General features: G+C 68.9%; 28 protein-coding genes and 2 tRNA genes. 13 read left to right on the forward strand and 17 right to left on the reverse strand.

Annotated elements, in window-relative coordinates:
- Positions 1 to 217 precede the first annotated feature (217 nt).
- On the forward strand, positions 218 to 1,372 hold the full coding sequence (locus ID574_RS11370) for an MFS transporter (protein WP_188188773.1): 1,155 nt from the start codon (positions 218 to 220) through the stop codon (positions 1,370 to 1,372).
- Here the strand turns inward: ID574_RS11370 and ID574_RS11375 are convergent.
- On the reverse strand, positions 1,366 to 1,866 hold the full coding sequence (locus tag ID574_RS11375) for a hypothetical protein (RefSeq protein ID WP_188188774.1): 501 nt from the start codon (positions 1,864 to 1,866) through the stop codon (positions 1,366 to 1,368). The two genes, ID574_RS11370 and ID574_RS11375, sit on opposite strands and share 7 nt — an antisense overlap.
- Positions 1,867 to 2,174: 308 nt before the next feature.
- On the opposite strand from ID574_RS11375, the gene ID574_RS11380 reads away from it, so the two are divergent.
- The 3 genes from ID574_RS11380 to ID574_RS11390 all read left to right on the forward strand — a co-directional run bounded on the left by ID574_RS11380 (position 2,175) and on the right by ID574_RS11390 (position 4,076).
- Positions 2,175 to 3,179, forward strand: coding sequence for a S1 family peptidase (locus ID574_RS11380; protein ID WP_223166586.1), 1,005 nt, complete (start codon positions 2,175 to 2,177; stop codon positions 3,177 to 3,179).
- Between the two features lie 148 nt (positions 3,180 to 3,327).
- Positions 3,328 to 3,708 carry a VOC family protein gene (locus tag ID574_RS11385; protein WP_188188776.1) on the forward strand — a complete coding sequence of 127 codons (381 nt, stop codon included), beginning with the start codon at positions 3,328 to 3,330 and terminating at the stop codon, positions 3,706 to 3,708.
- Complete coding sequence (locus ID574_RS11390; protein WP_188188777.1) at positions 3,708 to 4,076, forward strand: VOC family protein; 369 nt, start codon at positions 3,708 to 3,710, stop codon at positions 4,074 to 4,076. Before ID574_RS11385 ends, ID574_RS11390 begins: the two co-directional genes overlap by 1 nt.
- Before the next feature lie 104 nt (positions 4,077 to 4,180).
- Here ID574_RS11390 and ID574_RS11395 read toward each other — a convergent pair whose 3' ends face one another.
- The 7 genes from ID574_RS11395 to ID574_RS11425 all read right to left on the reverse strand — a co-directional run bounded on the left by ID574_RS11395 (position 4,181) and on the right by ID574_RS11425 (position 8,434).
- Positions 4,181 to 4,933, reverse strand: coding sequence for a GNAT family N-acetyltransferase (locus ID574_RS11395; protein WP_188188778.1), 753 nt, complete (start codon positions 4,931 to 4,933; stop codon positions 4,181 to 4,183).
- A gap of 37 nt (positions 4,934 to 4,970) precedes the next feature.
- Entirely contained in the window at positions 4,971 to 5,801 is an 831-nt protein-coding gene (locus tag ID574_RS11400) for a hypothetical protein (protein ID WP_188188779.1), read from the reverse strand.
- A gap of 264 nt (positions 5,802 to 6,065) precedes the next feature.
- Positions 6,066 to 6,257, reverse strand: coding sequence for a hypothetical protein (locus tag ID574_RS11405; RefSeq protein ID WP_188188780.1), 192 nt, complete (start codon positions 6,255 to 6,257; stop codon positions 6,066 to 6,068).
- Positions 6,258 to 6,271: 14 nt separating this feature from the next.
- Positions 6,272 to 6,538, reverse strand: coding sequence for a FitA-like ribbon-helix-helix domain-containing protein (locus tag ID574_RS11410; RefSeq protein ID WP_223166587.1), 267 nt, complete (start codon positions 6,536 to 6,538; stop codon positions 6,272 to 6,274).
- 406 nt (positions 6,539 to 6,944) lie between these two features.
- Positions 6,945 to 7,169, reverse strand: coding sequence for a hypothetical protein (locus tag ID574_RS11415; RefSeq protein ID WP_188188781.1), 225 nt, complete (start codon positions 7,167 to 7,169; stop codon positions 6,945 to 6,947).
- A 381-nt stretch (positions 7,170 to 7,550) separates the two neighbouring features.
- Positions 7,551 to 7,640, reverse strand: a tRNA-Ser gene (locus ID574_RS11420).
- 230 nt (positions 7,641 to 7,870) lie between these two features.
- Entirely contained in the window at positions 7,871 to 8,434 is a 564-nt protein-coding gene (locus ID574_RS11425) for a YceI family protein (RefSeq protein WP_188188782.1), read from the reverse strand.
- Positions 8,435 to 8,538: 104 nt separating this feature from the next.
- Between ID574_RS11425 and ID574_RS11430 the strand changes: the two genes are divergently transcribed.
- The gene (locus ID574_RS11430; protein WP_223166588.1) at positions 8,539 to 9,108 is read left to right on the forward strand and encodes a MarR family winged helix-turn-helix transcriptional regulator; all 570 of its coding nucleotides are present in this window, start codon (positions 8,539 to 8,541) and stop codon (positions 9,106 to 9,108) included.
- A 12-nt stretch (positions 9,109 to 9,120) separates the two neighbouring features.
- On the opposite strand, the gene ID574_RS11435 is transcribed toward ID574_RS11430, so the two are convergent.
- Positions 9,121 to 9,618: a SigE family RNA polymerase sigma factor gene (locus ID574_RS11435; RefSeq protein ID WP_188188784.1), complete on the reverse strand. Its 498-nt coding sequence runs from the start codon at positions 9,616 to 9,618 to the stop codon at positions 9,121 to 9,123.
- 218 nt (positions 9,619 to 9,836) lie between these two features.
- On the opposite strand from ID574_RS11435, the gene ID574_RS11440 reads away from it, so the two are divergent.
- Together ID574_RS11440 and ID574_RS11445 are read left to right on the forward strand one after the other, a co-directional pair.
- Complete coding sequence (locus ID574_RS11440; RefSeq protein WP_188188785.1) at positions 9,837 to 10,784, forward strand: hypothetical protein; 948 nt, start codon at positions 9,837 to 9,839, stop codon at positions 10,782 to 10,784.
- Positions 10,781 to 11,581, forward strand: a complete 801-nt coding sequence (locus ID574_RS11445; protein WP_188188786.1) for a MauE/DoxX family redox-associated membrane protein — start codon at positions 10,781 to 10,783, stop codon at positions 11,579 to 11,581. Before ID574_RS11440 ends, ID574_RS11445 begins: the two co-directional genes overlap by 4 nt.
- Before the next feature lie 103 nt (positions 11,582 to 11,684).
- Here ID574_RS11445 and ID574_RS11450 read toward each other — a convergent pair whose 3' ends face one another.
- Positions 11,685 to 12,866, reverse strand: a complete 1,182-nt coding sequence (locus ID574_RS11450) for an ATP-binding protein (protein ID WP_188188787.1) — start codon at positions 12,864 to 12,866, stop codon at positions 11,685 to 11,687.
- Positions 12,867 to 13,087: 221 nt separating this feature from the next.
- On the opposite strand from ID574_RS11450, the gene ID574_RS11455 reads away from it, so the two are divergent.
- Genes ID574_RS11455 through ID574_RS11475 form a run of 5 tightly spaced genes read left to right on the forward strand, consistent with a single transcriptional unit; the run spans position 13,088 to position 17,020 of the window.
- Entirely contained in the window at positions 13,088 to 13,576 is a 489-nt protein-coding gene (locus ID574_RS11455) for a SigE family RNA polymerase sigma factor (RefSeq protein WP_336245509.1), read from the forward strand.
- Entirely contained in the window at positions 13,573 to 14,772 is a 1,200-nt protein-coding gene (locus tag ID574_RS11460; protein ID WP_188188789.1) for a TolB family protein, read from the forward strand. Before ID574_RS11455 ends, ID574_RS11460 begins: the two co-directional genes overlap by 4 nt.
- A 10-nt stretch (positions 14,773 to 14,782) precedes the next feature.
- Entirely contained in the window at positions 14,783 to 15,241 is a 459-nt protein-coding gene (locus ID574_RS11465; protein ID WP_188188790.1) for a MaoC family dehydratase, read from the forward strand.
- Between the two features lie 49 nt (positions 15,242 to 15,290).
- Positions 15,291 to 15,758 (forward strand): SigE family RNA polymerase sigma factor, encoded by a 468-nt coding sequence (locus ID574_RS11470; RefSeq protein WP_188188791.1) that lies wholly within the window; start codon positions 15,291 to 15,293, stop codon positions 15,756 to 15,758.
- Positions 15,755 to 17,020, forward strand: a complete 1,266-nt coding sequence (locus ID574_RS11475; RefSeq protein ID WP_188188792.1) for a hypothetical protein — start codon at positions 15,755 to 15,757, stop codon at positions 17,018 to 17,020. Before ID574_RS11470 ends, ID574_RS11475 begins: the two co-directional genes overlap by 4 nt.
- On the opposite strand, the gene ID574_RS11480 is transcribed toward ID574_RS11475, so the two are convergent.
- The 7 genes from ID574_RS11480 to ID574_RS61525 form a co-directional block, all read right to left on the reverse strand.
- The gene (locus tag ID574_RS11480) at positions 17,010 to 17,276 is read right to left on the reverse strand and encodes a hypothetical protein (protein WP_188188793.1); all 267 of its coding nucleotides are present in this window, start codon (positions 17,274 to 17,276) and stop codon (positions 17,010 to 17,012) included. The two genes, ID574_RS11475 and ID574_RS11480, sit on opposite strands and share 11 nt — an antisense overlap.
- Positions 17,273 to 18,790, reverse strand: a complete 1,518-nt coding sequence (locus tag ID574_RS11485; RefSeq protein WP_188188794.1) for a radical SAM protein — start codon at positions 18,788 to 18,790, stop codon at positions 17,273 to 17,275. The genes ID574_RS11480 and ID574_RS11485 overlap by 4 nt, the downstream gene beginning before the upstream one ends.
- A complete protein-coding gene (locus ID574_RS11490; RefSeq protein WP_188188795.1) occupies positions 18,787 to 19,521 on the reverse strand; it encodes a prolipoprotein diacylglyceryl transferase in 735 nt (244 codons plus the stop codon). Before ID574_RS11490 ends, ID574_RS11485 begins: the two co-directional genes overlap by 4 nt.
- A gap of 1 nt (position 19,522) precedes the next feature.
- Positions 19,523 to 19,858, reverse strand: a complete 336-nt coding sequence (locus tag ID574_RS11495; RefSeq protein ID WP_188188796.1) for a hypothetical protein — start codon at positions 19,856 to 19,858, stop codon at positions 19,523 to 19,525.
- Positions 19,859 to 20,013: 155 nt separating this feature from the next.
- On the reverse strand, positions 20,014 to 20,346 hold the full coding sequence (locus ID574_RS11500) for a hypothetical protein (protein WP_188188797.1): 333 nt from the start codon (positions 20,344 to 20,346) through the stop codon (positions 20,014 to 20,016).
- Positions 20,347 to 20,364: 18 nt separating this feature from the next.
- On the reverse strand, positions 20,365 to 20,985 hold the full coding sequence (locus tag ID574_RS11505; protein ID WP_262495974.1) for a response regulator: 621 nt from the start codon (positions 20,983 to 20,985) through the stop codon (positions 20,365 to 20,367).
- A gap of 40 nt (positions 20,986 to 21,025) precedes the next feature.
- Positions 21,026 to 22,252, reverse strand: coding sequence for a sensor histidine kinase (locus ID574_RS61525; protein WP_262495975.1), 1,227 nt, complete (start codon positions 22,250 to 22,252; stop codon positions 21,026 to 21,028).
- Between the two features lie 169 nt (positions 22,253 to 22,421).
- On the opposite strand from ID574_RS61525, the gene ID574_RS11515 reads away from it, so the two are divergent.
- Positions 22,422 to 22,494 (forward strand) — tRNA-Arg (locus tag ID574_RS11515).
- Positions 22,495 to 22,852 lie beyond the last annotated feature (358 nt).

Consider the following 22,852-nt stretch of genomic DNA (forward strand, 5'->3'; position numbering starts at 1 on the left):
ATTGGACTCTATGACAGGACTGGGACGCTCCTGCGTCGCGTCCACGAGCCGGTGACGCGACCGCCCTGGCCGGGCCCTGATCCAGAGGCGCGATCACGCTAGACTCGTGCCATGCACTGGCGACATTGATGACTGACCAGAGGCCGGCGCTGGGCGCGCGGACCTCCGAGGCGACGAGCACTCGGAAGTCCTCGTTCGTCCTCAGCTGGAAGGCCTCATGCTCGTCCCGAAACTTTACGCCTACTCGTTCGTAGGCGATTTCATCCTGCTCTACCCGGTGTACACGTTGTTGTTCCTCGACACCGGGTTGTCCGTCGCCGAGATCTCCTCCCTGCTCGTCATCTGGTCGGTGACCGGCATGGTGCTGGAGGTCCCGTCCGGCGCCTGGGCCGACGCCGTGTCCAGGCGGCTGCTCCTGTGTCTCGGCCCGCTCCTGGCCGGCGCCGGCTTCGCCCTGTGGATCCTCTTCCCGTCCTACTGGGCGTTCGCCGCGGGCTTCGTGTTGTGGGGCGCCCAGGGCGCCCTCGTCTCCGGCGCCTACGAGGCCCTCGCCTACGAGGAGTTGGAGCGGCTCGGCCAGGAGGGCCGATACGCCGCCGTCATGGGCCGGGCCGAGTCCTTCGGCCTGGTGGCGGTGGCGGCGTCGATGGCGCTCGCCGCGCCCGTGTTCGCGGCCGGGGGACACCTCGCCGTGGGGGCGGCCAGCGTGCTGGCCTGTGTCCTGGGCGCCGCCGTCGCCCTGACGCTCCCCGAGCACCGCTCCCCCGGCGCTGACACGGAGGGAAGCTATCTGGCGGTGCTGCGGGCCGGTCTCGCGGAGGTCCGCGCGGATCGCGGCGTGCTCCACGCAGTGCTGCTGCTCTCCTTCGTCACGGCGATCTGGGGAGCATTGGAGGAGTACGTGTCCGTCCTGGGCGTCGAGGTGGGCGTGGCCAGGGCCGCCATTCCCGTACTGGTCCTCGTCGTCTGGATCGGCGCCACGGCCGGCGGCCTGCTGGCCGGCAGGGCGCAGGGCATGTCACCCCGGGCCTACGCCTTCACCGTCGGGGGAGCGGCCCTCGCCATGGCCGCGGGGGCGATCAGCGGACATCCGGCCGGGTTCGCGCTGATCGCGGTGGCGTTCGGGGCGTTCCAGCTGGCCGGCGTGGTGGCCGACGCGCGGCTCCAGGAGCGGATCACCGGTCCGTCCCGTGCCACCGTGACGTCGGTCGCCGGTCTGGGCACGAACGTGGTCACGCTGGCGGTCTACACCGCCTACGGCGCCGCCTCGTCGGGCCTGTCGCACGGCGTGACGTTCGCCGTCCTGGTGGCGCCGTACGTGCTGGTCGCCGTCCTGGCGGCCCGCCCGCCGGCGCCGTCGCCCGTTCAGTAGCGGGACGGGATCCGCTTGGGCAGGGGCGGCGGTGCGGGAGCCTCCTCCTCCGGCTGCGGAGGAGGCGGCTCAGCCGGCGCCGCCGCCTTGCACCGCCACCGGGACGGGAACGCCGAGGCGGCCAGCAACAGGCAACCGGCCGGGAGCGACCAGGTGCCGAGCAAGGTCTTGTATGCCTCGGGATATTCTCTCGGCAGGAAATCCCACCACAGCATGTGGTCGCCACCCATGCTCAGGCGCACCAGCAGAGACGCCCCCAAGGCGGTGAAGGCCAGGCCGGGCAGCAACGAGGCGAGCGGCGACAGCCTCGACCCGGCCAGCACACCGATGAGGACGAAGGCGCCGATGAACATCGACATCGGTATCCAGTCGATGGTGAGCTGCGCCAAGAGGCGATAACGCTCGGCGGCGCCGTATGACAGTCCTACCGCGATCAGGGGTGTGGCCAGCAGTCCTGCGCCGGCGCCGAGCCAATGACGAACACCATTACGCACAGAGAACACCTCCGCAACGTGACCTTACCCACCCACCCTCCGCACCACCGTTTATTGCGGGAAATGTCCGATTCGGGGCCATGGCCAAAACCCGGCCATAACACCGAAATAGAGACCCTTTGATATCTGACGCTGCCCGTACCAGCCGTTAACTTGACAGCACCCCCACCCGAGGAGTGCACATGTTGAGTAAGCGCTGTGCGCTGGTGGGCGGCGTCATCTTAGCCGTCTGCCTCGCAACCCCCCTCAGCCCAGCCGCAGCTGACCCTGCACCTCAATCCGCCTCCCCACCAGCAGCTCCCCCGTCCATGATCGACGCGCTGGAACGCGACCTCGGCCTCTCCGAGGCGCAGGTCGTCGCCAGGCTCGCCAACGAGGAACGCGCCGCGGCCGCGGAAACCGCACTGACCGCGCAGCTCGGCGCATCGTTCGGCGGCGCCTGGCTGAGCGACGACGCATCCAAGCTCATGGTCGCCACCACCGACGCCAACGCCGCCCCGGCCATCGAGGCGAAGGGCGCACAGCCGGTCCTCGTCAAGCGCACGCTGGCCGACCTCAACGCGGTCGTGCAGCAGCTCGACCGGGCCCCGCGGCGGGCCACGGCAGGCGCGACGCTCTGGTACGTCGACGTGAAGACCAACACCGTCTCCGTCCAGGCGCCCACGGTCCAGGCCGCCGACGCCCTCGTGGCGGCCGCCGGCGTCGACCGGAGCCTGGTCACCGTGTCGGCGACGGCCGAGCAGCCGATGACGTACATCGACATCGTCGGCGGCATGCCGTTCTACATCGGCTCCAGCCGCTGCAGCGTCGGCTTCTCCGTCACCAGGGGCAGCACCCCCGGCTTCGTCACCGCCGGGCACTGCGGCCGGGCCGGCGCCAGGACCACCAACCCCACGGGCACCTTCCAGGGCTCGTCCTTCCCCGGCAACGACTACGCCTGGGTCGCCGCTCCCGGCAACAACCCGACGCCCTACGTACGCGGCTCCGGCGGCTCGCTGGTGACCGTCCGCGGCTCCACCCAGGCCTCGGTCGGCGCCTCCATCTGCCGCTCCGGCTCCACCACCGGCTGGCGCTGCGGCATCATCCAGCAGCACGGCGCCACGGTCCGCTACCCGCAGGGCACGGTCACCGGCCTGACCAGGACCAGCGCGTGCGCCCAGCCGGGCGACTCCGGCGGCTCGTTCATCTCGGGCAGCCAGGCCCAGGGCGTCACCTCCGGCGGCTCCGGCAACTGCAGCATCGGCGGCACCACGTACCACCAGCCGGTCAATGAGATCTTGAGCGTTTACGGTCTCACGCTGCGAACAGGCTGAGCCTCAATGCTCCGGACCTGCTGACCGAAAACCCGCGCAGCGTGCCCACCAGACCCGGGCACGCTGCGCGTCCGCTTCATCGATGACTTTTCGCCGCTCGCCCGGTCTGTCTGTCGTACCCATCCCTTACAGACAGAGGAGTGAGCCGATGAGACGCCCCAGCCTGGGCAGCCTCCTGCTCGCCAGCACCGACCCCGAGCGCCTGCGCGCCTGGTACGCCACAGCGCTCGACCCCGAGGACGTCTCCGACGTCAACGGCTACCGGATCCTCAAGTTCGGCGAGTTCTTCCTGCTCATCGACACGCGGGACGACGTCGCCGACAAGAATCCCGAGCCCGGCAGGGTGATACTGAACTTCGACGTGGACGACGCCCAGGCCGTGGCGGCCCGCATGGAGAAGGTCGGCGTGACGTGGCTGGCCGAGCTCGAGGACCGCGACGGCAGCCTCTTCGCCACCGCGATCGACCCGGACGGCAACTACGTCCAGATCATCCAGCTCAGCGAAGAGCACCGGAAGGGGATGCAGTGATGTTCGGCTCGACAAAGGCCTTCAGCGGCTTCTCGGTGAACGACATCGCCGCGGCGAGGAAGTTCTACGGCGAAACCCTGGGGCTGCGGGTCACGGAGGAACACGGCCTGCTGACCCTGCACATAGCGGGCGGCACGGAGATCCTCGTCTATCCGAAGGAGGACCACACCCCGGCCACGTTCACGATTCTCAACTTCCCGGTGGACGACATCGACAAGGCCGTGGACGAGCTGGTGGCCCGCGGAGTGCGTTTCGAGCGCTACCCGCACATCAAGGCAGACGAGAAGGGCATCTTCCGCGAGGCCGGCCCGCCTATCGCCTGGTTCACCGACCCGGCGGGAAACGTCCTGTCGGTCCTGCAGGTATAAGCCGGACGGGTACGGCTGCGGGAAAGCGGCGTGTGCAGGCGCGCTCCAGCGGGAGCGCGCCGGCCCGCTCCGGCCGCTCCCGGCCGCTTCTCGCCGCTCTGCGGCTACGGGAGCGAGATGAAGAGCATCTCGCCCACTTTCCGATACCCCACGCGCGCGTAGACCTGCGCGGCCCCATCATCCGCCGGAGTGAGGAACGGCGTCGTGATCCCGGCTTTGGCGCCCTCACGCGTCAACAGCGCCGTGACCGCTCCCCCGATCCCCCGCCGCCGGTGCGAATCACGTACCGCGATGCCCGCGACCTCGGCGACCCCGCGATGCGGGCTCCCCACCTGCCCACCGCCCACGACGTCCCCCGTCGTCGTGTCGACGGCGGCGGCCACGAGCCCACCCCCGTCCAAGACCCTTCGAAGCCGCGCGACGTCGTGGTCGCTCGCCTCCCCCGCCCCGAAGGCCTCGTTCATCACCCGCGCCACCGGCCAGAGCTCGGAATCCTCGCTGACCAGCGCGACCCGGAGGGCGGGATCGTCCACAGGAGCGTCCGCGACCTCGCCCGGCGGGCAGACCAACAGCGGAAAACGGCCTTCCTGCTTGAACCCGGCCGCGAGCAGCGCGCTCTCCACCTTCGGCGCGGCCGCCGGCACGTACTCCAGCCGCGGCGTCCTGCTCCGCTCCCGGAACACCGCGACCAGCTCGGCCACCTCCTCCGCCGTGGGCGCGCTGTCATCGTCAGGGATGGCGTAGTTGAAGGGGAGCGCGTCGTCCTTCTCATCGAACCGGACCGTGAACCCCCCGACCCGGGTCGCCCCAGACCCCGCCACCGACCTGAGATAGGCGTGTACGTCGGCTGCCAGCAAGTGAGATCCTTCCCCCTCGATCGTCGATCCGCCCAACCTAGGCTTCGGCGGATTTCCGGACAACCGAATTAGCGGCGAGCACATGTTCGGCGAACCGCAGGATGGCGAGCCGTCGTTCCCCGAGTGCCGTCGCCTCCCAGATCCGCCGCTCGAGCAGCACACCGCGCTCCTCCAGACCGAGATGCCGGATCCATTGGCGAAGGCGTGTGGGGAACGGCAGGTAGTGTCCCTCGGCGGCGAACCAGGCCACGTAGGCGTGCTTGACCAGTTGCACGGCGAGCTCATGGAAAAGCCACCCGTCGTCCCTGTCGGCGCAGTCGCGGAGGGCGTCGGCGTACTCGGGCAGCTGCTGCCCCAGCGCGTCCATCACCTTGGTGATCAGCTGGGCGGACGGGCCGCGCATCGACTTCCGGATGCCCTGCGCGACCCGGTCGCGATCCACCAGCAGTCTCCCGTGGACGAATCCGGCCACCGCGTGCAACGGCTGGGGCCACGCCCGCTCCTGCCACCCGTCACCGGCCTCGACCAGCGCGCACCACGCATCGAATCGCGTACGCGTGTAGTGGGCGACATCGACGTCCCACCCCGAGACATGGAGCTTGTCCAGCCCGAACGCGGCGTCGTGAAACTGCGTGGTGTCGGTGCAGGGATCGCTCAGCTCCTCAGCCGGCCGCCGCGCGGGCAGCGGCAGCTCGTCCTCACCCCAAATGATCACGATGTCCAGATCCGAGTGCGCGGTGAACCCGCTGAACACCGACCCCTGCCCATAGGCGAAGTCGATCCGCGCCCCGCACCCGCCGTAGGCCTCCACCACACGCCGCGCCACCTGCTCAGCCGCATCGTCCGTCGGTCCGCCCACAGTGGACATCCAAGCACGGGAGGACGAGATCACTGTGGCAGCCGCCCATCACGCCGCGGCGTCGAGGCGGACGGGCTCAGCCGAGTACCGTTTGCCCCATGTTCGCCACCTTCGACACCGTGGCTTCCCTTTATCAGAAGGCGCGCCCGACTACCCGGCCGATCTGTATTCCGAACTGCTCGCGATGACGGGGGTCGAACCGCCTGCGCACCTCCTCGAAGCCGGATGCGGCCCCGGAAAAGCCACACACTCTGGCAGAGCTGGGATTTCAGATCACTGCCGTCGAGTTCGGTGAATGATCACTTCATCGTTCGAGGCAGTGATCAGATCCTGCCTGACGAGGCGGGTGATGACGCGAGCAACTTCGCTTGGCATATGGCCGGGCGCCATCCAGACGAGGTCGGTCATGATGGCCTTGCGCGCGGCGCGGCCGGCCTCCCCGTCGTCCACCAGAGCGTTGATCATGACAGAGGCGTCGACTACGAGCACCGGCAATCTCCGGTGGTCTCAGCCAGTTGATCTTCCCGCTCACTCCGCGCCTGGCGGACGAGTTCCGCAGTCTGCCCAGGAGTGCTGTGCATGCCATCGTCCCGCCCCTCGAACTGGGCAATGAGGTCGATGTTGCGAGAACGGCGCGCGTCCGCCATCAAGAGCCCCAGCATGTACGCCTGCGCGGACTGCCCATTGGCACGAGCTCGCGCTGCGATGGCGTCGGCGACGTCATCTGGAACATCGCGGATCTGCATATTCCTAGGCATGCCTTCGTTTTACATGCAGACACCCAACCCGTTCGGACCGCACCGCTGTGAGCTGGGCGGGCCCTGACCTTGAAGGCTCGTGATTGATACGCTGATCGTCATGGGAGCTGGAGAGGCATCTCTGCGGCTAGTGGACGTGACGTTGGCGTTAGAGACGACTCTCACCGCCCTGAGGGCTGTAGGGGCCGACCCGATGTACCGCGTGGGTGGCACAGGTGCCGCTCTACTGCAAGGTGTTCATCTTCCTGTCGGAGATGTTGACCTCTTGGTGGCTCGGCGGAAGGACGTGGACGCGTTCGCTGCCGCCCTTTCGTCCTTTCCCTGTCTGTATGCGGCATCTTGGCTTCCCGAGAGTTCGCAGTATTTCGCTAGGTACGAGGTGAACGGGGTCCATTTAGAGATCAGCACGGTCGAGCAGGAGACCGACTCCGATGGGATGGAGTGCGTTGGCCGTGGCCCGTGGCAGCACTACGTCCTGATCAGGTGTGGCACGCACCGCGTTCCTGTCGTGCGCCTGGAACTGCGGTTGGCCACAGAACTCTTGCGTGATCGGCCCGATCGATACGAACCTCTCCTCGACCACATGGCGGCGCACGGCTTCGATGCAGATCTTCTGCATAGGGCTATGACTGCTCGCGGTCTTTCGATGGAACGCCGGCGCTTGGTTAACGACCGCCTGGCCCATTCCTCTCCCCGCTCCGGGTAGCTGCCGGGGACCGGAGTTCGATCGCCCCCAGCCACGTCCCGCCCGAACTCCTCGCCCGGTTCAAGGCCCACCGTGAGACGCAGGATGCCGAGCGGGAGCGGGCGGTCCTCGGCCACACCCGCGTGACGACCACCGAGCGCTACACCCACGTTTCCACACCGCTGATGCGCGATGCGGGCTAACGGCTCGCTTCAGCTCTCTGGGGATGGCCGTTGCAACCAGGACTGCAACCATGACGCCTTTGAAGATCGAGAAGGCCCTCTCCCCGTACTCGAGAAGAGGGCCTCTCACCTGCGGAGGATCGGGGATTTGAACCCCGGATGGGCGGTAAACCCAAACCGCATTAGCAGTGCGGCGCCATAGACCTGACTAGGCGAATCCTCCTGGAAGCCGTTGTGGCTCAGCACAGCGTACCGGCCTTCTGGCGAGGCGGCAAAGCGATTGCGTTCCCGCGTCCTCCCCGGGATGGTTCCGATGCGGTTCCCGGGGTCTCGCTGGATGGTTTTTCCGCCTTCGTCAAGAGTTATCAACAGCCTGTGGGTAACTGTCTGTGGATGAAGCCCGCCCAGAGCGTGGGCGGGCTTCACAGGCTGTGGATAACCTCGGAGGCAGTCTCAGGCGGCCGGGTTGGCCTCGCCCTCGATCTCGATCTTGATCTTCTTGCCCACCAGCACGCCGCCGGTCTCCAGGGCCTGGTTCCAGGTCAGGCCGAACTCCTCGCGGTCGATCTCGGCGCTGATCGAGAAGCCCCACACCGCGGCGCCCCACGGGTTCGTGCCCGCGCCGCCGTACTCGACGGTGAGCTCGACCTCCTTGGTGACGTCACGGATGGTGAGGTCGCCTACGACGGTGAACTCGTCGCCGGAGTGGCCCACCACACGGGTGCTCTTGAAGGTGATCTCCGGGAACTTCTCGGCGGAGAGGAAGTCGTCGCTGCGGAGGTGGCCGTCGCGGTCGGCGACGCCGGTGCTGATGCTGTCCGTCTGGATCGTCAGCTCGGCGCTGGACTCCAGGGGGTTCTCGGCGATCGTGACCGAGCCCTTGAAGGTGCCGAAGCTGCCGCGGACCTTGCTGACCATCATGTGCTTGACCACGAAACCGATGGTGGTGTGGGCGACGTCCAGGTTGTAGGTGCCGGCGGCGGGGAGGGTCAGGGACTCCCAGGTGCGGGTGGTCATGGGGTTCTCCTTCAGAAAGCTTGCGGTGCGGATGTCTGCGGCAACAAATGTCTACACGAGGAATATTCCGCTCGTCAACTATCGTCCGCTAAGGTATGACTGTGATGAACTTTGACGACCCCCGGCTGACGGCGATGGGACTGCTGTCCGAGGTGCATGCCGGCCTCATGGCCAGGTTCCAGCCGGTGCTTGCCGCGGCGGGGTTGTCGGAAGTCGACTTCGAGACCGTCATCCGGCTGGCCCGCACCCCCGGACAGCAGCTGCGGATGAGCGATCTCGCGGCGCAGACGGGGTTGTCCACCAGCGGGGTGACACGCGTCGTCGACCGGCTCGAACGCCAAGGACTGGTGAAGAGGCGGGCGTGTGCCAGCGATCGGCGAGCGTCCTATGCCGCGCTCACCGAGGCCGGGCGGGAGCGGCTGGAGTCGATGCTGCCGGACCATCTCCAGGACATCGAGGCGACCTTCACGGGCCTGCTGGACGCCGAGGAGCTGAAGGCGTTCCTGGGCATGCTGCGCAAGATCCGGGACGTGGTGCGGCCCTGTGCCACCGTCGGCGCCGAAGGGCACCACATTCCAGCCTCCGGGGAGGGCGAGTGCACCCGCGCGGGCGAGCCCGACATGGCCGCCACCCCCGGAGGCGAGCGCGACACAGCCCCCGCCGCCTCCACCTGACCGCCTGGAGCCCTAGCTCCGCAGGCCCAGGGCGACGCGTAGCTTGGCCATCCCGCGCGACACCGTGCTCTTCACCGTGCCGACACTGATCCCCAGCGTCTTGGCGATCTCCGGCTCCGTCATGTCCTCGTAGTAGCGGAGCACGATCGCCGCCCGCATCCGTTCGGGCAGCTCCTCCAGGGCCTGCTGGAGCTGCTCGTGAACCTCCCCGCAGACGACCGGCTCGGACGACGCCGTCACCTCGGGCAGCTCGTCCGAGGGATACTCCTCCAGCTTGCGCCGCCGCCACTGCGAGATGTTGATGTTCACCATGGCCCGCCGTACGTACCCGTCCAGCGCTCCCCGGTCCTCGATGCGCTCCCACGCCAGGTACGTCTTGGTCAGCGCGTTCTGCAGCAGGTCCTCCGCGTCCAGAGGGTGCCCGGTGAGCTGGTGGGCGGCGCGCAGCAGCGCGGGACCGCGGGTCCTGACGTACTCGCGGAACTCTTCTTCCCAGCCGGCGGTCTGCATCGTGGCCAGAATCGCAGCTAGATGCCCTATAAGGCCTGAACCGGAATTCAGGTTTCGGCCCGCCGACGATAAAGGTAGGCCAAGGTCGGTGGCGGTTTCTCCGCCGACGGGTGTCAAGTACCTCCCCCGGGGATGCGTATTTTGCTCTTGTCCACGCGCTCCGGCGTGAGGCGCCCCCGAGTCGTGTGAACCTAGTATCCGAGCGAGGGAGGGGCGGGATGGGTCATCCGAGCGTTGAGCGCCGCCGGGTGCTCGCCGCGGCCGCGCTCGGCCGCGAGTCCGGCGTGCCAGGCCCTGATCCGGGCAGCGGAGACCCCATGACCGCCGTCGCCGGCGAGATCCTAGACGTCAGCCCCCATCTCATCGTCATCGAGACCCCGGAGGGCACGGAGGAACGACTGGTCATCGCGCCCTGGGCCACCGCCTGGCACGGCGCCGACGCCGCTCCCGCCGATCTCCCGGTGGGTTCCATGGTCATCATGCGGGCCCTGCGCGACGGGCGCGTGGTCGAGCGGATCTGGGCGGACACCACGCGCATCACGGGGACGATCCTGTCGATCAGCGGGCGCAAGGACCTGACGGTCGAGCTCGACTGCGGGCCCCACCGCGGGCACCGGACGATCGTCATCCCGTATCGGGCATCGGGGCGGCTGCAGGTGCGGCATCCCAAGTTCGAGCCCGGCTATCTCTTCGACGCGATCGGCATCAGGCGCGACGGCACCGGTCTGGCGTTGCTGCCGGCGACCTCGCAGCCACCGTATCCGGCCCGCGCCGTGCCGCCCCCGCCGCCCGCGTACGCCGGCCTCCAATCGCGCATCTCGGGCACCGTGACCTGGTCGGACATGTTCGACGAGGAAGAGCGCGGCGCGGCCTACCCCATGCTGGAGCGTCCCGACACCGGTTGTCCCGACGCCGGCGTCTCCTGCGCGGGACTGCCGTACCTCGCCCTCGGCTCCCTCCTCCAGATCAGGAACATCTGCTCGCGCCGCTCCGCCAACGTGCCGGTGGTGGCCTGCGGGTGTGTGGCCGGGCGGTTCTGCGACCGCTGCGTCGAGTGCGACACCTCGCCGCGCGGGCGGATCGCCGAGCTTTCGCCGTTCTCCTATGTGGAGCTCGGCGGCGACCTCGTGAAAGGCTGCTTCAACGCTCAGATCGGATTGGGATGACGCACGTGCTGGAATCGCAGCTGCCGATCCTGATCGTGCTGCTGGTCCTGGGCACGGTCGCCAAGGTCGCCACGGTGCGGTCCGGAGGTGAGCCGGGAGCGCTGTCCCGGCTGGGTCCGGCAGTGCTGGTCCCCGACCGCATGAAGGCGCCCGTGATGGTGGCGTGCGCGGCCGGCGAGCTGGTGATGGCCGCCGGGCTGCTGCTCACGACGCATCCGATCTTCCGGTGGGGCACGGTCGCGTTCTTCGCGCTGTCCACGTACGTGCTGCTGGAGCTGCGCAGGCGGCGGCCCGACGCGGGGTGCGGGTGCTTCGGCGAGGTGAGCTCGGCGCCGGTCGGGCTGCGCTCGATCGGCCGGACGGTGGCGCTGACCGTCATGTCGGTGATGTCGGTGTGGGCGCCGGTGACGGGCTGGGAGGCGGCGATCCGGCCGTCGTGGCTGATGGCCGCGGGGGTGGCCGTGCTGCTCGCGCTGTCGCCGGAGATCGAGGAGATGATCGACAGGGTACGGTTCCGCGCGCCGTGCGAGCAGCGCCGCGGCCCCGCCGAGTCGGTCGTGCTGTCCAGGCTGCGGGCGAGCGGCACCTGGCGGGCCCACGAGGGCGAGCTGGCCTCGGCCGAGCCGTACGACAGCTGGCGCGAGCTGTGCTGGCGCTTCTTCGCCTTCCGCGACCAGGACCAGAACGACGTGGTGTTCGCGGTCTATCTGAGCGGGCGGCGCCCGGCGGTGCGGATGGCCGTGGTCAGCGCGGAGGACAGCGGGTCTCTGCCGGAATATACGCCAGTATCGGCCTGACGCTAGAGAGTCGTAGATTTCCCTCGACAGGCATGGCGATATAGCTCTATTGGGCTGTCTAGCTTCCCCACTAGACAGCCCAATAGAGGTCTAGGGGCGTCGCTCAAACCGGTTGAGCGCGCAGGAACTTCCCGAAATGCGGCACCGTGAACGCGATCTGACCGCGCTCGGCGCTGTAGATGAGCCCTTTCTTGATGAGGCTGTCGCGGGCGGGCGAGAGGCTGGACGGCTTGCGCCCGAGGGCGTCGGCCACGTCGGCGGTGGCGACCGGCTCGTCGCCGATCTGCGCCATGGCGTGCATGTAGTCGCGCTCGGCCGGGGTCGCCCGCTCGTAGCGGCTGCCGAAGAAGCCGACCGCGAGCTCCTCCTCGGCCTCCGGAGCCGAGACCTTGACGTCCTCCAGCGTGATCGGGCTGCGGGGCGCGAGGTCCCAGGCGACCTTGCCGTAGGCCTGCACGAAGTAGGGATAGCCGTCGGCGGCCTCGTAGAGCGCGTCGAGGGCCTCCGGGGTGAACTCCACCTCCTCCTCGCGCGCCGGCAGGATCAACGCCAGGTCGGCCGCCTCGCGGTCGAGCTTGTCGATGCGCGCGTAGCGGAAGAGCCGCTCGGAATAGCTCTTGCTGGCCGACAGCACGCTCGGCAGGTGCGGCAGCCCGGCGCCCACGACGATGAGCGGCCCACCCGACTGCGACAGCTCGTGGCAGGCGGCGCAGAGCGCCGAGACGTCGGCGGCCGGCACGTCCTGCATCTCGTCGATGAACAGCGCGATGCCGACGGCCAGGTCGGTGGCCACGCCGGCGGCGTCGACGAAGAGCTCGGTGAGGTCGATCTCGAGATCTCCCGAGTCGGCGCGCCCGCGGCTGGCGGGCACCTCGATGCCGGGCGACCAGTGCGACGTGCCCTTGGCCGCCGCCGGATCACGCATCGCGAACGCCTTGAGCACGCCGAGGAACTCCTCGATGCGCTCGGGCGCGCGGTGGCGCGGGGCCAGCTCGCGGATGGCCATGTGCAGGGCGGCCGCCACGGGCCGCCTGATCGACTGGTCGGGCCGGGCCTCGATCTTGCCCGTGCCCCACAGCCGCTGCATGGCCATGGACTTGAACGTGTTGAGCAGGACGGTCTTGCCGACGCCCCGCAGGCCGGTGACGACCATGCTCCGCTCGGGGCGGCCACGGGCCACGCGCTCGAGCACGACCTCGAACTGCTGCAGCTCTCGGTCGCGCCCGGCGAGCTCCGGGGGACGCTGTCCGGCGCCGGGGGCGTAGGGGTTTCGCACGGGGTCCACGCTCTCGGACTTTATTGCCGGATATAGCGGCCGTCTTAGATTTGGGAAGAAAGCGCTACGGCGTGTCCGAACAGGGGCCGGTGCGAGCACCGTCATCGGACACACCCCCTCTCACCAGGCCGAACCCTTGTTCGATTGCGGTACCTAAGACTGTAGCGCGGACTCGAACACTCATGCGATGGTTTCGAGTAAAAGATCTTTGCAACAGTGCGGACCCTCCCGTGCGTCTGGGTGTTGTGGAGGATTTCGAGGATTTCGTCCGCGCCCGGGGCAAGGCCCTGCTCAGGTACGGCTACGTGCTCACCGGCAACGCCGACGACGCGGCCGACCTGGTGCAGGAGGCGCTGCTCAAGTTGAACGGCGCCTGGCGCAGGGTCCGCAACAAGGACAATCCCGAGTCCTACGTACGCACGATCATGGCCCGCCAGCACGTCAGCTGGTGGCGCAGGCGACGCAGGGAGCACGTGACGGACGACGTGCCCGAGGGTTCCTACACCGACGATCACACCTTCGGCGAGCTGTGGAAGGAGCTGGCCACGCTGCCGCGCAAGCAGCGGGTCGTCCTGGTGCTGCGTTACTACGAGGACCTGTCGGACCAGGAGATCTCCGACATCCTCGGCATCTCCCGCGGAACCGTGCGAAGCCAAGCCTTCCACGCGCTCAACGCACTGCGCGTCAAGCCATCGGTACTCGAAAGGGGACGGACATGAGGACCGAGGAGGAGCTGACGGGCGCCCTGCGCGCGGCGGCCGAGCACGCTCCCGACGAGAGCGACCTGCTCGCCGGCGTCGAAACGCTCAAGCACCAACGGGCCAGGCGGCGCGTGCGCACGCTGGCGGCCGCGGCCGCCGTGGTGGTCGTGGCGGTAGGGGGCGCCGGACTCCGCGGCGCCTTGTCCATCGGGGGCGAAGGCGACGTGGCCACGACCACCACCCCGGTTCCGTTTCCGGAGGTCACCAGGACGGTCACCCTCGATTCACGGCCCGAGAAGGCGGTGCCGGCGGCGAAGCTCTGGCCCACGGCGGTCCTCACCGTGCCCACCATGAACGCCGAAGGCATGAAGTACGAGCCGATCACCGGCATCGGCGTCACACAGGTCCTGCTCCTCGCATCCTCTCTGGAGGGAACCAGGATCGAGGTGTACGACGCCGCCACCAAGCGGGCCCGCGTGGTGACCACGGTCCCCATGAAGCCCACCGCCGTCCCGCCGACCGTGACCGCCGACGGCAAGAACGTCGCCTGGATGTCCTCCGGCACCAAGCGCGGAGTGTCGGTGCGGGAGATCTGGACGGCCCCGCTGTCGGGCGGCAAGGCGAGACCGGTCGCCACCATCAGCGGCCCCCCGGCCGACATCGACGCGCTCGCGATCAACGGGGACCGGATCGTCTGGTCGGAACGCCGCGGCGACGTGTGGAGCATCCCCCTCTCCGGCGGCGCGGCAGCGCGAATCCCCACCGGTCGCGGACTGCGCCTGCTGAGATGGCCATGGGCCAGCGACGCGCCCGCGGGGCCCGACAGCAGCGTCCGTGGCCAGAGCAAGGTCGTCGATCTGACGACCGGATCCACGATCAAGGTCGTCACGCGGCCCGGGACGCAGGGACTGCGCTGCGGGCCGTTCTGGTGCTTCGGACACGACGAGACGGGCGCTTTGGTGCAGCGGATCGACGGCAGCAACCTGCGATACCTCGACGACCGCGGCTTCTGGGGACGGCCGGCGATGGCGCCGATCCTCAACCGGTTCGTGCTGAGAGGCAGCGGGATCTACGACATCGCGACCGACCGGGCGGCCGCCATCGAGGGCAGGTGGACGGCCGTGGCCGCCGGGCATCCCACGATCGTCTACTGGGAGGGCGGGCGGGGTACCTTCCGCGTGCTCAACTTGGCAGCCGTACCACCTGCGCAATAGCGTTCGCACCATGCGGACCTTCGCGAATGTTCAGGAGCTCAAGGCGGCCGTCGGCGAGACGTTCGGCCCCACCGAGTGGCGCACCGTCACCCAGGAACAGGTCGACACCTTCGCCGACGCCACCGACGACCACCAGTGGATCCACGTGGACGTGGACCGGGCCAAGGAGGGGCCGTTCGGGGGCACGATCGCGCACGGCTACCTCACCCTGTCGCTGCTTCCGGCGTTCATGTTCGAGATGGTCAAGGTCGAGGGCATCGCGATGGGGGTCAACTACGGCCTCAACAAGGTCCGCTTCCCGAGGCCCGTGCCCGTCGGCGCGCGGATCAGGGCCGTGGGCGAGCTCACCGACGTCAAGGGCACCCCGGCCGGTTACCTTTCCAACCTGAAGATGACGATCGAGATCGAGGGCGAGAAGCGGCCTGCCTGCGTGGCCGAAACCCTCAGTTTGTACGTCCCCGCCGAATAAGCCCCGTTTCACGTGCAACACTGACGCGCCCTCAGCGATCCCTGGGTTCGTGGAAGACTTCGACGAGTTCGTCCGAGCCCGGGGGGACGCGCTCCTCCGGTACGGCTATGTGCTGTCCGGCAATTCCGAGGACGCGGCCGATCTCGTACAGGAGGCGCTGGCCCGCCTCGGCGACGCCTGGACCCGCGTGCGCAACAAGCACGACCCCGAGGGGTACGTGCGCACGACCATGGTCCGGCTGCACATCAGGTCGTGGCGCAGGCGGCACCGGGAGGATTTGGTCGCCGCCGTGCCGGAGCGCGGCGAGCACGACCGGTACGGCGACGCCGACCTCTGGGCCGAGCTCCAGGAGCTGCCCCGCAAGCAGCGGGCCGTGCTCGTGCTGCGTTACTACGAGGACCTGCCGGACCAGGAGATCGCCGACATCCTCGGCGTCTCCCGCGGAACCGTGCGCAGCCAGGCCGCCCGTGCTCTGGACAAGCTCCGGATCAAGCGAGTGCTGCAGGAGGCACGATGAGAGGCGAACAGGACCTGATCCGGACCCTGCGGACGGCCGCCGAACAGGTGGAGCGGATCGACCTCGCCGAGGCGGTCGCCGCGCGGCGGCGCTCCCGGCGCACCAGGCAGCGGTCGCGGACGCTGCTCGCGGCGGCCGCGGTGGTGGCGATCGTCGCCGGCACGACGTTCGCCCTGTCCGGCGGCCAAGAGCGGCGGCCCCAACCCGCCGTGACCCCTTCCGCCCCGGCATCGATCACGCCAGCGGGGAAGTTGTGGCCGCAGGCGATCGCCAAGGTGCCGGCCACGAACTCCACGGGCTGGAAGATGTACCCGGTGACCGCGCTGAGCCCCACCGAAGTGTTGCTGATCGCGAACTCCGCGTTCGAGAAGGCCGGACGTCTGGAGGTGTACGACATGGCACGCAAGAAGACCCGCGTGCTCGGCGACATCCCCAGCCCCAGGAAGAAGTACTACCTGCAGCACATCGCGGTGAGCTCCCGCTACATCGCCTGGTACGGCGAGACACCGCAAGACCCCGACAAATGGGCGGATTTCTGGATCATGCCTCGCGCGGGCGGCACGCCCAAGCGGCTGGCCGAGGTCGCGGCCGACGTCGACCGGATCGGTCTCACCGACGACGCCCTGGTGTGGTCGCTGAAGGCGGGAGGCGGCGTCTACCGCATGCCGCTGACCGGCGGCTCCCCGTCGCCGCTGCCCGGCACCAAGGGGCTCCGCCTGATGTCCTGGCCCTGGGCGGGCGGCTTCGCGAGCGAGCGTCCGGACGCGAACCAGACCCGGGTCGTCAACCTGGAGACCGGCCGCTCCGCTGACGTGTCGTTGCCCGACCAAGTGGAGATGATGCAGTGTCACGCGGAGTGGTGCACCGGCATCGTCGACAGCCGCATGGTCGTGCAACGTGTGGACGGCTCCGCGAGGAAGACCCTCCCGTTCGAGCTCCGGCCGCACGGGGCGCGCTGGCTGCTGGGCGACCGGTATGCGCTCTTCCAGGTGTACGAACCGGATCGGGAGAAGAAGGGGGTCCCGCTCGGCGCCGTGTACGACCTGGCCACCGGCGTGACGGCCGGGCTCGGCGAGCGATCGGGAGCCCCGCTGGGAGGAAATGTGGGGATGGGCGGAAGTTCGTCCTCCCCGTCCTTGACGCCGTTCTGGGACGCCGACCTGCAGTACTACGAGAAGTGCGGCAGTGGAGGATGCGAGATCAAGGGGCGCGGAGGCGGCAAGGAGTACACCGTCGTGAACCTCGCCGCCGTCACACGATGATCGCCACGATCGCCGCCACGGCGAGCAGCCCGAGGTAAGCCAGCACGAGCCGGGTGTCCCTGAGCAGGCATTTGCTCCGGGTCAGCCCGGCTCGGCGCGCCTTCCAGTAGCCGGCGAAGCCCAGCACCGCGAACCCCAGAACCGCCCACGGCCCCAGCAGCCAGGCCAGGAGCGCGACCGTGGCGTACACGCACAGCCGGAGCGGGTCGTAGGGCTGGGCGTCTTTCACCGGGCCGCCTGGTCGGGTGTCCTTCATCGGGCCACCGCCGAGAGCCGTTGCCGGGAGAGTTGCGGCCAGGCCTGCACGGCGCAGAAGGGCGCGCACTGGTCCTGCTCGGCCCGCGTGCCCACGTGCACGCAGCACTGGGTGAGCCGCTCCTCGATCATGGTCGAGATGTCCATGAACGGCTTGACCGTGATCCGCACCACCCGCTCCCCCAGCATCCTGCGGAGTTTCCTGCGCCGGCCCGGCAGCGCCGAGGAGGCGAGGGTGAGGAGGGTGGAGACGCCGAGGTCGCAGTTCTCGCAGATGTTGCGCCACAGGTCGCCGATCTGCGGATGCGAGAGGGAGGACTGCTCCGAGAGCAGGCCGAGCAGCGATTCCTGTACGGCGAGGCGTAGCTCGCGCGGGATCTCGGAGTCGGCGATGCGGTTGGAGACCAGGCCCAGGTTCTCCTTCAGGCGGTCGTGGCCGATCAGCGCGGTGAGGGAGCGCCACTGCCGGGCGTCGTCACGGATCAGGTAGCCGACCGAGCAGCAGTGCGGATGGGAGCAGGGCAGGGCGGTGAGGTCGCGCCAGGTCACCAGGCCGCCGGTCTGCGGGCCGAGGCGCTTGAGCACGCCGGTGTGGGTGAGCCTGTTCATGGGGTCGATGGCGCCGGACCGGCCCGAGCCGAACTGGGGCTGCAGGGAGACGCCGCCGACGTACGGGGTGTCGAGCGCGAGGCGTACGACGTCGCCCATCTCGCCGTCGTTGACGTCCAGGGCCGCGGTCATGACCAGGGTGGTGAAGATCTCCCGCTCCGACAGCCGCTGCACGGCCTGGGCCTTGAGGTGACGCAGGTCGCCGCCCCGGTGGTGTTTCGAGGCGTGGGCCGAGGAGCCGTCGTACTGGAGGTAGACCTCCACCCGCTCCCTGTGCTCGGTGAGGAGGTCGAGGAGGGAGTCGTCCCTGGCCACGAGGACGCCGTTGGTGTTGATCAGGATGCGGGTGATCGGGCGGCTCGTCAGCTCTTCCAGGAGGGTTTTGAGCTCGGGGTGGAGGGTGGGCTCGCCGCCGCTCAGCATGAGGACGTCGAGTTTGCCGTTCTCCCGTTTCAGGCGCTGGTCGACGTTGGCGAGGACGTCGGGGACGGGGACGAGGCCGGGGAGGTCCGGGGAGCTGTCCGCGAAGCAGGTGGGGCAGCGCAGGTTGCAGGTCTCGGCGATGTCCTCGAGGAGGATGCAGGTGTGCTGGGTCTGCATCTCGGGGAGGCCGGTGAGGTAGGCGAGGGGGATAGGGAGGAAGTTGCCGGGCGTATCGGGGATGTGCTGCTTCGTGGGAGCGGTCCACTCCTCCAGATATTTGAGGATTTCTGGGTCTTCGTCGTACAAAGTCCGGATGAAGCCGTGTTCGCGGCAGCCGCGCTCCAGCCACACCTTGCCGTCGCGTTCGGCCAGATAGCCGCTCAGCCGCTCGACCTGGTCGAGGTCGCGGCCGTGGCATTCCGGGCAGAACGCGTTGACGTACCTGAGGATGCGGTCGCCCCGCAGACCCATCCCTGCGCTCATGTGAAGACCTTCCGCTGGAAGAGGGGATCGTAGTAGCCGCGCCGCCAGCCGTACGCGAGCCTGAGCGCGAGCAGCGGCAGCCCGGCCGTCAGGAACCACTGGGGGCCGGTCAAGCCGAGCCAGAGCGTCTCGTTGGCTCTGGTGAACTCGACGAGGAAGCGGAAGGCGGCGTACGCGGCGAGGTAGAGCGTGAACAGTTCGCCGGGCTGCGTGAGCCGCTTGCGCGCCCACATGAGCGCGGCGAACGCGGCGAGCTGGAAGATGATCTCGTAGATGAACGACGGGTGCATGGCCTGGCCGGCCAGGCAGCCGGGGCACTCGGGCGTCGACGCCGGGGCGTGCACGCCCCAGGGCAGATCGGTGGGGCGGCCCGGGGCCTCGGTGAGATGGCAGCCGATCCGGCCGACGGCCATGCCGAGCGCCACGGCCGGGGCGAACAGGTCGCCGGTGCGCTCCTTGTAGCCGATGATCTTCTTGGCCACCAGCACGCCGACGTACGCGCCGGTCAGGCCGCCGAGGATGCTGCGGGAGCCGTACAGCCAGAGGTCCTTGAGGTCGAGGGTCTCCAGCCAGCCGGCCAGCCGCATCCCGATGGCGCCGCCGACCAGGGCGCCGGTGACGGCGATCAGCGACTGCTCGTTGAGCGCTCCCCGGCGCCGGGCCTCGCGTACGAAGACGACGGAGGCCACGAAGACGCCCAGGCCGACGAAGATCTCGTGGAGGGGGAGCATGTCAGGCGTACAGTTCCGGGTTCAGGCCGGTGCAGATGCCGGCGGACAGGATCGACCACAGCGCCCAGCCGATCATGAGCCCGAGTCCCAGACCCTTGGTCCAGGGGCGTCGCATGAACAGCAGGCCGCCGCCGACACCTAGGCCGATGAGGGCGAGCACTGTCGTACCCGCCGCCACGTAGATGTTGCCGGCGCTTTCGGCGCCCATGGAGGCGAAGAGGATGAAGAAGAAGATGACGGTGTTGAGGACGCTGTAGACGATGAGGCCGACGAACATGAGCCCGATGAGCAGTCCTGCGGACCCGGCGCCGGACGGGGGTGGTGGCGGCGGTGGCATGTAACCGTGTCCGTACCCCTGTCCAGACCCATACCCGTACCCGTATCCATGCCCGTGCCCGTAGGGATGCGGACCGTCCGGCGGGGGCGGGCCATCGGGAGGGGGCGGGCCATCGGGAGGGGGCGGGCCATCGGGAGGGGGCGGTGGCGGCATGTTCACGAGTACAACCCCGGATTGAGCCCCGTGCACCAGCCGGCGCTGATGATCGACGTGAGCGACCAACCGATCATCAGCCCCAGCCCGAGCCCGATCGACCAGGATTTCCGCAGCAGCACCAACACCAGCCCCACGCCGATGCCCACCAGCGCCAGCAGCCCGGCCGCCACCCCCAGCGCCACCGTCGACTCGAGGTTCAGCGCGACGACACCGACGATCACGTTGACGACGGCGTAGGTGAAGACCCCGGCGAACGCCAGCCCCACTATCACCCCCGTGTTGCGCGGCGGCTCGGATGGCGGAGGCGGCGACGAGGGCGGCGGCATGCTCACGCCGCACACATTACGGCGCTAAGTGCCCTCTGAGTAGTAAATCGCCGCCTGCACGCGGCTCTTCAGTCCCAGCTTGTTGAGTACGCGGCTGACATGCGTCTTCGTGGTGGCCTCCGCCATGTCCAGCTCCTTGGCGATCTCGGCGTTCGACAGGCCTCGCCCGATGCAGGCCAGCACTTCCCGCTCCCGAGGCGTCAGGCTCTCCGGATCGGCCGCCGGCTCCCTGCGCGACGAGGCGGTCGCCTGCTGGGCGAAGGCCGCGATCAGCTTCCGCGTGACACTCGGCGAGATCAGGCCGTCTCCGCGCGCCACCAGGCGTACCGCCTCCACCAGCGAGTCGGCCTCGGTGTTCTTCAGCAGGAAACCCGCCGCGCCGGCCCGGAGGGCGCCGAAGACGTACTCGTCGACGTCGAACGTCGTCAGGATCAGCACGTCGCAGACCCCCGCCAACTCCCTGGTGGCCGAGATGCCGTCGAGGCGCGGCATGCGTACGTCCATCAACACCACGTCGGGCCGCAGCTCCCGCGCCATGGCCACGGCCTGCTCCCCGTCACCCGCCTCCCCGACGACCTCGATGTCCGCCACACCGTCGAGGATCAACGCGATCCCGGCCCTGACCGCCGCATGATCGTCAGCCACCAACACCCTGATGGTCACCGCCCCGCCTCCAAACCTCTCATCACTCAGAAGCAGCCGTACCGGCGGCCGCGGACGTGAACGCCGAACCGCTCTGCTCATCGGAGGTAGGGAGCATGGCCATCACCCGCCACCGATCTTCCCAGTGCCTTCCCGGCGACGTATCAGACTCGGCTGAGGGGGCGGCCACGACGCCGGCCTCGAAGGAACCGCCGACCAGAGAGGCCCGCTCCCGCATGCCGATCAGCCCCGCTCCGGCCCCGGGCAACCGCGCCCCATTCCCGCCCAGAGCGTTGTCCACGGTGATCACCACCCGCCCGGCCTCGTACGCGACCACCACCTCCACCGGCGAGTCCCCATGCTTGAGCGCGTTGGTCAGCGCCTCCTGCAGAATCCGATACCCCGCGAGGTCGACGGAGGCCGGCACCTCGCGCCGCTCTCCCTCAATCCGCGACTCGACGCCGAGCCCGGCCCGCCTGACCCTCGCCACCAGCGTCTCCGCATCGGCCAGCCGCGGCCGGGTGGCCTCCACCTCGGCGTCGTCCCCTTCCTGACGCAACAGCCCGATCATGGATCGCATCTCCGCCATCCCCTTCACGCTGTTCTCCCGCACGGACTCCATGACCTTCCGTACGGTCCCCGGATCGAGATCCTTACGAGAGAGCGCGGCCGTGGACTGGATGGCGATGGCGCTGAAGTGATTGGCGATCATGTCATGCAGCTCGCGAGCCATCCGCGTCCGCTCGGCGGCGATGGCCGCCTGCCGATCCAGCTCCGCCAGATGCGCCACCTGCTCGGCCCGCGCCCGCTCGACCGCCGCCCGATCCCGCTGCTCCCGCAGCACCAGCGCCGTCGTAACCGGCGTGACCAGCACCAGCCCCGCCTGCACCCCCATGACCGCCAGCATCCGCCAATCCTCCGCGATGAACCCGGCTATGGCCCCACCCGCGACCGCCAGCACACTGGTCACCCCAAGCAGCACCCGCGCGAACCCGGCCGGCCCATAGAGCGCCGCGGCGTACAGATTGTCGGTGAACACGAGCACGGTGCCGAGCGACGGCCCCACGAACCCGTCGACGGTGACCGCGACCACCCCGAGCCCCAGCGAGACCAGCGGCGCCCGCTGCCGCACCACCACCCCCGCACAGGCGATCGCCAACGGCACGACCAGCACCCACGCAGGCACTTCCCGCTCGAGATGGGCGCGCCCCGCGATCAACACCACACCCACCGCAAAGGCCACCCCGGCCCCCAACGCCGCCCGCTTCATCCCTCCATCCCACCACCCCGAACCCCCCGCCGCCCTCCTGCGAGCGACCCGCCTGTGGATACACCCTTCGATGTATCCCCACCCCTGGTTTCGGGGGCCGGACGGGCCCACGATTGCGTTAACTGGTTCGAGTCACTCTCAGAACCCGCTATGCTTGCTTACGCAGCGAGCGGCCGTAGCTCAATGGATAGAGCATCTGACTACGGATCAGAAGGTTAGGGGTTCGAGTCCTCTCGGCCGCGCTCCAGCTCAAAGGCCCTCTGGGATGATCCCGGAGGGCCTTTTTCGTGGCCGTACAGCAGCGTTGTACAGCAACGAGGCCAGTCGAGCTTGTCATTCCGGAGCCCTGAGGCCCCGCCGGAGGCTGCATTGAGGGGTTGCATCCTGTACCGAGGTACAGGGTTACCGTCGAGCTACAGGCGACGAGTTCGACGAGCCGTTCGTGACGGCGCTGCGTGGACTGGAGCGCGTGGGGCCGAGGCATCTGCGGCTCACGTTGGAAGGCGGTTCGCAGGTGGAGGAGACCGTGAGGGACCTGACCGCCCAGGAGACGTGTTGCTGCTCCTTCTTCGCCTTCTCCCTGGCCCCCGGGCACGCGCG

It is taken from the genome of Nonomuraea sp. SYSU D8015 (genome assembly GCF_008065375.1).
Classification (GTDB): domain Bacteria; phylum Actinomycetota; class Actinomycetes; order Streptosporangiales; family Streptosporangiaceae; genus Nonomuraea.

What these genes read in the sequence shown, in the direction of transcription:
- ID574_RS11370 (WP_188188773.1), top strand. Translation starts at nt 218, where the DNA reads ATGCTCGTCCCGAAACTTTACGCCTACTCGTTCGTAGGCGATTTCATC.
- ID574_RS11380 (WP_223166586.1), top strand. Translation starts at nt 2,175, where the DNA reads ATGATCGACGCGCTGGAACGCGACCTCGGCCTCTCCGAGGCGCAGGTC.
- ID574_RS11385 (WP_188188776.1), top strand. Translation starts at nt 3,328, where the DNA reads ATGAGACGCCCCAGCCTGGGCAGCCTCCTGCTCGCCAGCACCGACCCC.
- ID574_RS11390 (WP_188188777.1), top strand. Translation starts at nt 3,708, where the DNA reads ATGTTCGGCTCGACAAAGGCCTTCAGCGGCTTCTCGGTGAACGACATC.
- ID574_RS11400 (WP_188188779.1), bottom strand. Translation starts at nt 5,801, where the DNA reads ATGTCCACTGTGGGCGGACCGACGGACGATGCGGCTGAGCAGGTGGCG.
- ID574_RS11405 (WP_188188780.1), bottom strand. Translation starts at nt 6,257, where the DNA reads ATGATCAACGCTCTGGTGGACGACGGGGAGGCCGGCCGCGCCGCGCGC.
- ID574_RS11410 (WP_223166587.1), bottom strand. Translation starts at nt 6,538, where the DNA reads ATGCAGATCCGCGATGTTCCAGATGACGTCGCCGACGCCATCGCAGCG.
- ID574_RS11415 (WP_188188781.1), bottom strand. Translation starts at nt 7,169, where the DNA reads ATGCAGAAGATCTGCATCGAAGCCGTGCGCCGCCATGTGGTCGAGGAG.
- ID574_RS11425 (WP_188188782.1), bottom strand. Translation starts at nt 8,434, where the DNA reads ATGACCACCCGCACCTGGGAGTCCCTGACCCTCCCCGCCGCCGGCACC.
- ID574_RS11430 (WP_223166588.1), top strand. Translation starts at nt 8,539, where the DNA reads ATGAACTTTGACGACCCCCGGCTGACGGCGATGGGACTGCTGTCCGAG.
- ID574_RS11435 (WP_188188784.1), bottom strand. Translation starts at nt 9,618, where the DNA reads ATGCAGACCGCCGGCTGGGAAGAAGAGTTCCGCGAGTACGTCAGGACC.
- ID574_RS11440 (WP_188188785.1), top strand. Translation starts at nt 9,837, where the DNA reads ATGGGTCATCCGAGCGTTGAGCGCCGCCGGGTGCTCGCCGCGGCCGCG.
- ID574_RS11445 (WP_188188786.1), top strand. Translation starts at nt 10,781, where the DNA reads ATGACGCACGTGCTGGAATCGCAGCTGCCGATCCTGATCGTGCTGCTG.
- ID574_RS11460 (WP_188188789.1), top strand. Translation starts at nt 13,573, where the DNA reads ATGAGGACCGAGGAGGAGCTGACGGGCGCCCTGCGCGCGGCGGCCGAG.
- ID574_RS11465 (WP_188188790.1), top strand. Translation starts at nt 14,783, where the DNA reads ATGCGGACCTTCGCGAATGTTCAGGAGCTCAAGGCGGCCGTCGGCGAG.
- ID574_RS11475 (WP_188188792.1), top strand. Translation starts at nt 15,755, where the DNA reads ATGAGAGGCGAACAGGACCTGATCCGGACCCTGCGGACGGCCGCCGAA.
- ID574_RS11480 (WP_188188793.1), bottom strand. Translation starts at nt 17,276, where the DNA reads ATGAAGGACACCCGACCAGGCGGCCCGGTGAAAGACGCCCAGCCCTAC.
- ID574_RS11485 (WP_188188794.1), bottom strand. Translation starts at nt 18,790, where the DNA reads ATGAGCGCAGGGATGGGTCTGCGGGGCGACCGCATCCTCAGGTACGTC.
- ID574_RS11490 (WP_188188795.1), bottom strand. Translation starts at nt 19,521, where the DNA reads ATGCTCCCCCTCCACGAGATCTTCGTCGGCCTGGGCGTCTTCGTGGCC.
- ID574_RS11495 (WP_188188796.1), bottom strand. Translation starts at nt 19,858, where the DNA reads ATGCCACCGCCGCCACCACCCCCGTCCGGCGCCGGGTCCGCAGGACTG.
- ID574_RS61525 (WP_262495975.1), bottom strand. Translation starts at nt 22,252, where the DNA reads ATGAAGCGGGCGGCGTTGGGGGCCGGGGTGGCCTTTGCGGTGGGTGTG.